Source organism: Terriglobales bacterium (genome assembly GCA_035487355.1).
Classification (GTDB): Bacteria; Acidobacteriota; Terriglobia; order Terriglobales; family Acidobacteriaceae; genus QIAW01.
Genome location: DATHMF010000062.1, coordinates 23784 through 32883, shown reverse-complemented (window position 1 = coordinate 32883; position 9100 = coordinate 23784). Strand labels below are relative to the sequence as shown.

At 54.6% G+C, this 9100-nt stretch carries 8 protein-coding genes and 1 tRNA gene; 4 read left to right on the top strand and 5 right to left on the bottom strand.

All coding sequences use genetic code 11. From position 1 onward, the window contains the following. From VK738_11895 to VK738_11885, 3 genes are all read right to left on the bottom strand, one after another. Nucleotides 1-1157 (bottom strand): Ig-like domain repeat protein (locus tag VK738_11895; GenBank protein ID HTD23350.1); only part of this gene is annotated, 1157 nt, incomplete at its 3' end. 311 nt (nt 1158-1468) lie between these two features. Beyond that, complete coding sequence (locus tag VK738_11890) at nt 1469-3520, bottom strand: Ig-like domain repeat protein (GenBank protein ID HTD23349.1); 2052 nt, start codon at nt 3518-3520, stop codon at nt 1469-1471. 161 nt (nt 3521-3681) lie between these two features. Beyond that, the gene (locus tag VK738_11885; protein ID HTD23348.1) at nt 3682-4359 is read right to left on the bottom strand and encodes a PilZ domain-containing protein; all 678 of its coding nucleotides are present in this window, start codon (nt 4357-4359) and stop codon (nt 3682-3684) included. 531 nt (nt 4360-4890) lie between these two features. On the opposite strand from VK738_11885, the gene VK738_11880 reads away from it, so the two are divergent. Together VK738_11880 and VK738_11875 are read left to right on the top strand one after the other, a co-directional pair. Further along, nucleotides 4891-6120, top strand: coding sequence for a thaumatin family protein (locus VK738_11880; GenBank protein HTD23347.1), 1230 nt, complete (start codon nt 4891-4893; stop codon nt 6118-6120). Between the two features lie 119 nt (nt 6121-6239). Further along, on the top strand, nt 6240-7046 hold the full coding sequence (locus tag VK738_11875) for a thioredoxin domain-containing protein (GenBank protein HTD23346.1): 807 nt from the start codon (nt 6240-6242) through the stop codon (nt 7044-7046). 149 nt (nt 7047-7195) lie between these two features. Here the strand turns inward: VK738_11875 and VK738_11870 are convergent. Further along, a tRNA-Glu gene (locus VK738_11870) sits at nt 7196-7273 on the bottom strand. A 102-nt stretch (nt 7274-7375) separates the two neighbouring features. Then, the gene (locus VK738_11865; GenBank protein ID HTD23345.1) at nt 7376-7723 is read right to left on the bottom strand and encodes an STAS domain-containing protein; all 348 of its coding nucleotides are present in this window, start codon (nt 7721-7723) and stop codon (nt 7376-7378) included. 68 nt (nt 7724-7791) lie between these two features. Between VK738_11865 and VK738_11860 the strand changes: the two genes are divergently transcribed. Both VK738_11860 and VK738_11855 read left to right on the top strand, forming a co-directional pair. Further along, entirely contained in the window at nt 7792-8385 is a 594-nt protein-coding gene (locus tag VK738_11860) for a hypothetical protein (GenBank protein HTD23344.1), read from the top strand. 127 nt (nt 8386-8512) lie between these two features. Beyond that, entirely contained in the window at nt 8513-9097 is a 585-nt protein-coding gene (locus tag VK738_11855; protein HTD23343.1) for a hypothetical protein, read from the top strand. Nucleotides 9098-9100: the final 3 nt, after the last annotated feature.

Genomic DNA, 9100 nt, shown 5'->3' with positions numbered 1-9100 from the left:
GCCGAAACCGTCGCTGTGAAGGTCACCGCCTGGCCGAAAGCGGACGGATTGTTGTTCGAAGTTGTTGCCGTCGCGCTGCTTGCCTGGTTGACGTTTTGGCTGAGCGCAGGACTGGTGCTGCCGGCAAAGTTGCTGTCCCCGCTGTAGACGGCGGTAATGCTGTGCGCACCTACCGATAACGATGACACGATCATTGCAGCCGTACCGCCGCTCACAGTCACTGGCGAGCCCAGGTTTGTAACTCCATCCAGAAACTGTACTGTGCCCGTGGCGCTGGCTGGGGAGAGCGTAGCTGTAAGTGTAACCGGCTGGCCAAAGACTGACGGATTGTTGCTTGAGGTAACAGTCACAGTCGGGCTTTGTTCATAGACGCGAACATAGTCCACAAGAACCATGGCGGGGTTGGGCGTTGTGCCGTCCGGATTTCCGGGAAAACCGCCGCCCATGGCGAGATTCAGCAGGATGAAAAAAGGATGATTGTAGACCCACTGCGTACCCCCAGGAATATTGGCAGGTGTCACCGTAAAGAAAGGCTGTGTGTAATCATCACGGTAGAACTGCATCTTGTTCTGGGACCAGATGACTCCGTAGGTATGGAACGCGTTATCCACTCTGCCGCCGCTGGGAAAGGTGAACTTGCTTCCGATCCCGTTGCCTCCGGAATAACCCGGCCCGTGAATCGTAGATGAAGTCGTAGTTGGCGTGTACTTGGGAACCCACTCCATGATGTCCTGCTCGCCGCAGGTCGGCCAGCCCGCGCTACCGATGTTGGTTCCCAGCATCCAGAAAGCCGGCCAAATGCCCGCGCCTACGGGCAGTTTCATTCTGGCCTCAATCCGCCCGTATTGAAACGACTCCAGCCCTTCGGTCTTCATCCGGCCTGAGGTCCACGTTCCGCTTTGGTTGATGGCCTTAATGACAAGGTTGCCGGTCCCATCCATGTAAATATTCGGGGTGGCGGTGCTGCAGGGTGGTGTGTTGTTCGTGGGCGGGCAATAGTATTCCAGCTCATTGTTGCCCCAGCCGTTGTTATTGCCGGTCTCAAACTTCCAAATACTGGGATCAGGCGCAGAGCCCGCCGGACCGTTGAATTCATCGCTCCATACTAAGGTCCAGTTTTGAGCAGTCGCGGATTGCGCCAGAAACAAAAATGCCACTATGCCTAATAACCATAGCCTGGCTCCGGCTCGCTGGGCTACCCTGAACGCGTTTAATAACTCTTTTGTCACAGCACATGGGGGTTGAGAGCGGAACCAACTGAATGCGTTGTCCGTCCCGTAAGATGAGGTTACTTGTGCCCGCTCTGCGCAGGCAACGTTACTTTAGTTTAAGCATATTTCCATTTGCACTTGACATCCTGCTTTTAGCGAGTCTTCTCTCGATCTTGTGGAAGAAGCCCCTGGGGCCGGCATCTCGGGCAAATGACGCCGGTTGACAAAGATGCGATCAAGCCGATTGAGAGCTGAAGTTAGCGTGGTCTGGGGGTGTGCTCGATCATACTGGGTGTGGATGAGCTTGTCTGAAAGGTATTATCGCCAAAATACCTCGCAACAATGCCATGCGCACCCAAACCGAACTCGAAAGGCGCGAAGGTAACGTTTAACGTATTGCCAATTCCGGCAAGGTCTTTACTGGAACCGATCTGATCGCCATTGTTGTCCAGGAGCGCGACGCTTCCCGTTGGCATTCCCGCCGCGGTTGTGACGGTTGCAGTAATAGTAATGCTTTGCGCCAAGTGTACCGTGCCGAGTTTTTGCCCCGGAGTGGGATTGGGGAGCACCACAATGTTGCTGATGGTGGTGCTCGTTGCAGTTGTTCCGTTGCTGGTGACGGATTGGGTTAGCGGGGGCGAAGTGTTGCCGAGGAAGATGGCGTCTCCACTATAAACCGCCGTGATTTTGTGCGCACCCACAGTCAACGATGAGATGGGAGATGACGCAGCCGTGCCACTGCTTAGAGTCACCGGGGAGCCCAGGTTGGTAACTCCATCCTTAAACTGCACCGTACCTGTCGGCGTTCCCGAACTGGGCATCGACGTCGAAACTACAGCGTTGAACGTTACCGACTGCCCCGAAGAAGAGGGATTCATGGAAGACGAAGGGCTGGTGGAACTATCATCTTTGTTCACGGTTTGCGCGAACAAAGAGCTGGTGCTGCCCATGAAGCTGGCGTCTCCGTTGTAGACCGCTGTGATGTTATGTACCCCAATCGATAGGGATGAAGTAATGAATGTGGCTGTGCCACTGCTTAGAGCCACTGGCGACCCCAAGTTTGTAACTCCATCCTTAAATTGCACCGTACCCGTCGGCGTTCCTGAACCGGGCGGTACCGCCGAAACCGTCGCTGTGAAGGTGACCGCCTGGCCGAAAGAAGAAGGATTGTTCGAAGTTACTGCCGTCGCGCTACCCGCCTGGTTGACGTTTTGCCCGAGCGCGGGACTGGTGCCGCTGGAAAAGTTGCTATCCCCGCTGTAGCCGGCGGTGATGCTGTGCGCGCCAACCGATAACGATGACACGATCATTGCAGCCGTACCATTGCTCACAGTCGCAGGTGAGCCGAGGTTTGTAACTCCATCTAGAAACTGCACCGTGCCCGTGGCGTTGGCTGGAGTGAGCGTGGCTGTAAGTGTGACTGGCTGTCCAAAGACTGAGGGACTATTGCTCGAGGTAACCGCTACTGCCGAGCTTTGTTTTAGTTGATAAACCCGAACATAGTCCACCAGAACCACAGAGGGGTTGGGCGTTGTGCCGTCGGGATTTCCGGGAAAACCGCCGCCTATGGCAAGATTCAGCAAGATGAAAAAAGGATGATTGTAGACCCACTGCGTACCCCCAGGAATATTGGCAGGCGTCACAGTAAAGAAAGGCTGTGTGTAATCGTCACGGTAGAACTGCATCTTATCCTGGGACCAGATGACTCCATAGGTATGGAACCCTGTGTCGTCCACTCTGCCGCCACTGGGAAACATGAATTTCTTCCCGATCCCATTCCCTCCCGAATAACCCGGCCCATGAATCGTGGATGAAGTCGTAGTTGGCGTGTACTGCGGGACCCACTCCATGATGTCCTGCTCGCCGCAGTTCGGCCAGTTGACGGTGCCGATGTTGGTTCCCAGCATCCAGAAGGCCGGCCAAATGCCCGCGCCGACGGGAAGCTTCATGCTGGCCTCAATCCGCTTGTATTGAAACGACTGCAGCCCTTCGGTCTTCATCCGCCCTGAGGTCCAGGTTCCGCTTTGGGTCTTGATGGCCTTAATGACAAGGTGCCCCTGGCCGTCCATGTAAATATTCGGGTCGGAGGTGCTGCAGGGCGATGTGTTGTCTGTGGGCGGACAATAATATTCCAGCTCTTGGTTGCCCCAGCCGTTGTTGTTGCCGGTCTCAAACGTCCAAATACTGGGATCAGGCGCAGAGCCTAGCGGACCGTTGAATTCATCGCTCCATACTAAGCCCCAGTCTTGAGCAGTCGCGGATTGCGCCAGAAACAAAGATGCCCCGAGGACTAATAACCATAGCCTCATTCCAGCTTTCTGGTTTATCCTTGGCGCGCTTGAAAACCCTTTTGTCAACATATGGATTGATAGCGGCGCCGACCGAGCGCACCGTAAGTTATCTACAAAGTTTCCGCTGCCCGCTCTGAGCAGTCAAGTTTCACCCGATTACTTTAGTCCAAGCACGGTAGCTAGGACAAATGATCGGAAATCCATCGCTCAAGCAAAGAGAGCTCATTTTGAGGTACGGAAGAGAAACAAACGCCGACCCGTGTCCGGGTATCGGGGGTAATCGTGTTTCTTACTCTTCCGGTTACGTGGATCAGAACCGACGTTCCCGGAAGATTGATTGCCATCGAAATCTGTTGATCCAAGCGTATGTTGTACGTACATAGAAATGCCAGCCCTTGGACGCTGATATCTGTGATCCGGCCCTCGACCGGTCCTGTTCCGGTCACATTCGCGACTACCGGAATATCGACCGGACAGCGTATTGCTCGCCGGCGCTGAAGAAGCATGTTTCCGTAGGCTGCTCGCAGAAACCGCGTGGCCTGATCAACATTCATGGGCTTGTAGGCGATGAAGTTTGCCCCGGCGCTGGTCGCAGCCTGCATTTCGGGATCTCCGTTGACCATAGCCAACACGGTGGACTTGGCGTTGTGCTCAGAGTTGCGCATGGCGCTCAAGACCCGCGCCGATTCTTCACTGCCGGTCCAATCTATGATCAAGGTGTCAAGCTTTGTCGTGGTTACCGCATCCAATGTGGTCACAGAATCACGGCAGACCTCGGTATCAATTTCGAAATTGTCCAGTACCTGGTCCATTAGCGAGAGCACCCGAGCGTCGCTGGTGAACAAAAGGCCTTTCAATCTTCTTGCTTCTGCCATGCATCACCTTTCGAGGGCTTGTGCGATCAAAATTGAGAACCACAGTTAAAGCCTAACCTCGCATCTTGGCCATGCGCTTATTGTGCAACTGAGCATTTTATCGGACATCGCGCTTTCAATTAGTTTGTAAGGCATCTGAAGATAAGTTCTTTGGGAAGGTTTGGCGTACCTGACGGGATTTGAACTCGTGTTAAGGATGTATATCGTCTTGCGCACCTCGTTTCAATCCACGCGTACGCAATAGGCGCGACTGCCAGAGACCATTCACCCGCTCAAAGCCATGCGGTTTCAATCCGCGCGGGGCGCGACGCTCTACCTTGTCGTTGACGCCTAAAAATATTCTGTTGACATCCGCCGCAAATCGTGGCTAAATATCGCGGCTCGCAAAAAGCCTTTAGAAAATCGATAATGTAAGGCCAGACATCAAAGAGTTTGCGGAAAATGAAGCAGGCGAGCGCCACATGAACCGCACCGGGCCGCGCTGAACAAACCAACATGTCAAGGAGGAAACGTATGAAAAAGCAGTTTGACGGGTGTATCCTCACACCACCCGCCGTTTTTTCTTTTCTAATCATAGCCGTGATCGCTTTAGGTTTCTGCCTGGGCGCCGGCGCGCAGACGTTTACCGTCGTCAACAAGTGCAGTTACACCGTCTATCCGGGTATCTATCCGCCGGTTTACCAGAACGGCGGATGGTCGATGGCTCCCGGCGCCTCCGTAAGCTTTGCTCCGGGTAACAAGTTTAATGGCCGCATTTGGGGTCGCATTGGATGTAATGCCGCCAACCCTGCGCTGTGCGCCACCGGACAGTGCGGCGGCACCGGCCTGCAGTGCGCAGGCACTACCGGCCAGGCGGGGACCTCGCTCGCGGAATTTAATCTCAATGCATCAGGGACAGACTGGTACGACGTCAGCTACGTCGATGGCATCGACAACCCCATTGGTGTCCAGATTTCTAACGGCAGTTGCGTGTCGCCGAGTGCATGTAACAGCGCCGTAATCTCCAACTGTCCCGCGGGGCTCAAGAACGGCGACTATTGTCTCAGCCCTTGTAGCGCATTCAACACCGATCAATTCTGCTGCCGCAACGCTTTTGGCACACGGGCAACCTGCGTGGTCTCGCAGTGGCCCGCCAACGATCAGGCATATGTGAACAACATACACAACTTTTGTCCCAACGAATATGCCTATGCATACGATGACCCTGTCGGACTGCATACCTGCGCAACCGGATCGAATTACACCATCACCTTTTGTCCCGGCGGATCGGGAAGTGGTGGCGGCGGTGGTGGTGGTGGAGGTGGCGGGAGCCTGAATGGCATGCACGTCGTTAAGGCGTCCTATGACCTCAACCTCGCTGTCGATGATTGGGCTGCCAGCACTGCCACCGGCAACAAGGTTGATGTCTACACGGTCAATGGCACCGGTGCGCAAAACTGGAACTTCTCGAACAACGGCGTCAGCCCCGCCGGCGATTACAACATTGCGGTCTCGTTCGGAGCCTTCTGCCTCGATGTCGCCGGGCGAGGCACCACCAATGGCACGAAAGTCGATCTGTCGCCCTGCAACGGCCAAACGAATCAGGCGTGGCATGTAGTGCCATCGGGCAGTTTCTTCACGCTGCAACCGGCAAATGCACCTGGAAAGTGTCTGGATTCTCCTGGTTGGACGACAACCCCCGGGACCCAGCTCCAGATTTGGCAGTGTACCGGCGGCACCAATCAAGCCTGGCAGATCAACTGAAACAGAAGAGGCAACCTTGCGGGTGGGCAGCACCAAGCTGCCCACTCGAAGGAGTCACTCAGCTCGTTACCCTGAAAAGAAACTGACGAAGCAACTCGTCCGGAGACCATAGGAACCCAATGATCCTTTCTTTGAAGTTATCGCTGAGCATGGCTGCCTTTGCCGTTGTCCTGGCCTTGTGTTGTGGCCCGGTCCATGCCCAGAAGGCGGAAGATATCAAGAAGCTGCAGAACGATGTCGCATCGCTCAAAGGCGATATGCAGGCCCTTACCACCAAACAACAGCAGATACTCGATCAGCTTGGCGAGATAAAAAAGATGCTTGAAAAGCCCAACGCTGCCGCTAATCCTGAAGCTTTGCAACTGCCCGAGACGATCAACGTCGAGAAAGACCCCGTGCTGGGCAAGGCCAATGCGCGGGTAGGCATCATCGAATTGACCGACTTCCAATGTCCATTCTGTGGCAGGTTTACCTCGGAGGCCTACCCCAGGATCGTCTCTGACTACGTTGATACCGGCAAGGTCCGTTTCATCTACCTGGATATGCCGCTCGCCAGCATTCATCCGTGGTCACAGTTGGCGGCGGTTGCAGCTCACTGCGCTGGCGAGCAGGGCAAGTTCTGGGAGATGCACAACAGCCTTTTTGCCGACCAGCGGGCCATGCGGCCGCCAGATATCTCTGACCGCGCCGCTAAACTGGGACTCGACACGAGCAAATTTAACGAATGCATCAATAGCAGCCGTTACAACGAACTCATCGATACGAACGTGAAGAGCGCCCAGCGGATGAACATCAACGGCACCCCGACTTTTTTGCTCGGAACCTTCAGTGACGGCGGCAGCGTCATGAAAATCGAGAAGTCAATTGTTGGCACCTATCCCTTCGAGAAGTTTCAGGCTGATCTGGACGAACTCTTGAAGAAGTAGCTGGAGCATTTTCATGGTCAAGCGCCGTCCATCGCATCCCAGACTTTTTTCGTGTCGGCGCATTGCACGTATTTCACGATCTTTCCATCTCGCAAGGTGGGTGTACCACGCTCCCGGAGGGGAATCGGGCGTAACTGCTTGAAAAGGCTTGGCGTCCCCGACGGGATTTGAACCCGTGTTACCGCCGTGAAAGGGCGATGTCCTAGGCCGGGCTAGACGACGGGGACGCTGTTGGTCTGCGCTGAGAATTCCGCAGGCGGGAGCCGGCAAAACCGAACCAGCAAATATTGATTGTAACAAATCGTTGCACAGTGGACAAAAAGTGAGCGTTAAACCGAGGCAGTGAAAGAAGCCAGAGCGCTGGCCTCATTTTCATAGAATTCAAAGACGCGATCCAGGCGCATGATACGGAAGGATTGGCGCACCATGTCGCCCGCGCCTACTAGCTTCAACCGGCCGCCAACCGCAGTAATGCCGGAGTGACAGCGAATGAGGCTGCCGATTCCGGAAGAATCCACCATGGGGACCTTCTCCAGGTTCACCACCAAATCGCGGATACCCATGGCGATGGCGTCGCTCCACTGAGCGCGAAACTCATCAAGGTTGTCGCCCAAAGCGAGCTTGCCTTCGACTGTAAGGATGGCTGTGGTTCCCTGTTTTTTCAATCGAGTAGGCATTGGGGAGCATGATACACCTTTCTCACACCCTCCGCCAAAAGCGTGCGCAGAATTACAATTGAAACAGCATGCCCGATTCGCTTTATTTAAACCTCTGGTGGCCCAGCTTCAACGAAGCGGAGATGATGCCGCGCGTGGAGTGTGTTCTGCGGCAGTTTCCGTTTTCCCGCAAGCACCCTGGCATTGGCTACTTCGCAGTGCAGAGTGTGAGTTGGAATGAGCCCATAATCAGCCAGGAGACTTTTGACTTCCAGGTGACACCTCAACAAGCGGTCGCCCTGGCAAGCGAATTTCTGCATGACGATAACGGATACATCTTTGAAGCAGCCTGGGACCTGTGGTCGCCAGGGGAGGAATATGATTCCTGGGTCCTGCAACCGCATAAGGTGAAATTTCTTGTTCATGGGCTTAATTTTGACGATGGCACCCACAACGAGAATGGACACGTGCAGATTGATTTTGGCCTGGATTCCGATCTTCTCTTTGACGAAGTCGAGCTGACGGAAATCGGCCAGGAGCGCGTCAAAGAAAATATCGCCAAACTCGTGGCCTACAGCATCGCCATCGAGAAAAACTGCAGCATCAGCGCACGGCTTTTGTGGTCGGAGTCGGAAGAGAACCTGGCGCAAAAGCTGATTGCGCGCCTGCAAAAGGTAAATTGACCAGTCCTCAGATTGGAACGACCTATGGAACCCTTTGGTTGTTCTTGATTAAGTTTTATTCGGTGTATGATGGGCCGCTGCAGCTTAGATTCCCGCAAACCAGCATCTAAATTCAGCGGAGGAAGTTATGCCTGATCCCAGTCCTGTTCCAGATTCCACACCGGTTGATATCGGCTATCGGCCCATGACCGAGGAGATGGATAGCGCCAAGTGGCGCTTGCCTCCGGCGTTGCCTGTGATTGTGGCCGCATTGGTTGTGGCCATCATTGTGGGGATCTTCACGCTGGTCTGGGGCAGGCCACTGGCAACCGGCCAGATTCTCAACGTCACCAGCGCCGAGCAAGCTACAAAAGCCAGCGTGTTGGTGGCGATTAAAGTGTCCGTAAAAAATGTAAGCAGAAATGATGTGTTCATCAGAAACATTCAAGCGGAGATGACGCCGGCTGCCGATGCGAAAGATCAATCAGTTCTGCAGGATGAAGCAGCTTCAGCGGTGGACTACTACCGCTACTTCCAGGCTTACCCGGCGCTGGCGCAGAACGACATGGAGCCGTTGCGTCCGGAAACCAAGCTTCGACCGGGCGAAACCCAGGAGGGCATGGTGATCGTCGAGTTTCCCGTGAACCAGGAGGATTTCAACAAGCGCAAATCTTTAAAGGTTTTAATTACCCTTTATGACCACTCGGCCCCGATCAAGATCCAGCAGCAATGAACC

Bases quoted from the DNA above. Each gene is read 5' to 3' on its own strand.
- VK738_11890 (HTD23349.1), bottom strand. From the start codon at position 3,520: ATGAGGCTATGGTTATTAGTCCTCGGGGCATCTTTGTTTCTGGCGCAA.
- VK738_11880 (HTD23347.1), top strand. From the start codon at position 4,891: ATGAAAAAGCAGTTTGACGGGTGTATCCTCACACCACCCGCCGTTTTT.
- VK738_11875 (HTD23346.1), top strand. From the start codon at position 6,240: ATGATCCTTTCTTTGAAGTTATCGCTGAGCATGGCTGCCTTTGCCGTT.
- VK738_11865 (HTD23345.1), bottom strand. From the start codon at position 7,723: ATGCCTACTCGATTGAAAAAACAGGGAACCACAGCCATCCTTACAGTC.
- VK738_11860 (HTD23344.1), top strand. From the start codon at position 7,792: ATGCCCGATTCGCTTTATTTAAACCTCTGGTGGCCCAGCTTCAACGAA.
- VK738_11855 (HTD23343.1), top strand. From the start codon at position 8,513: ATGCCTGATCCCAGTCCTGTTCCAGATTCCACACCGGTTGATATCGGC.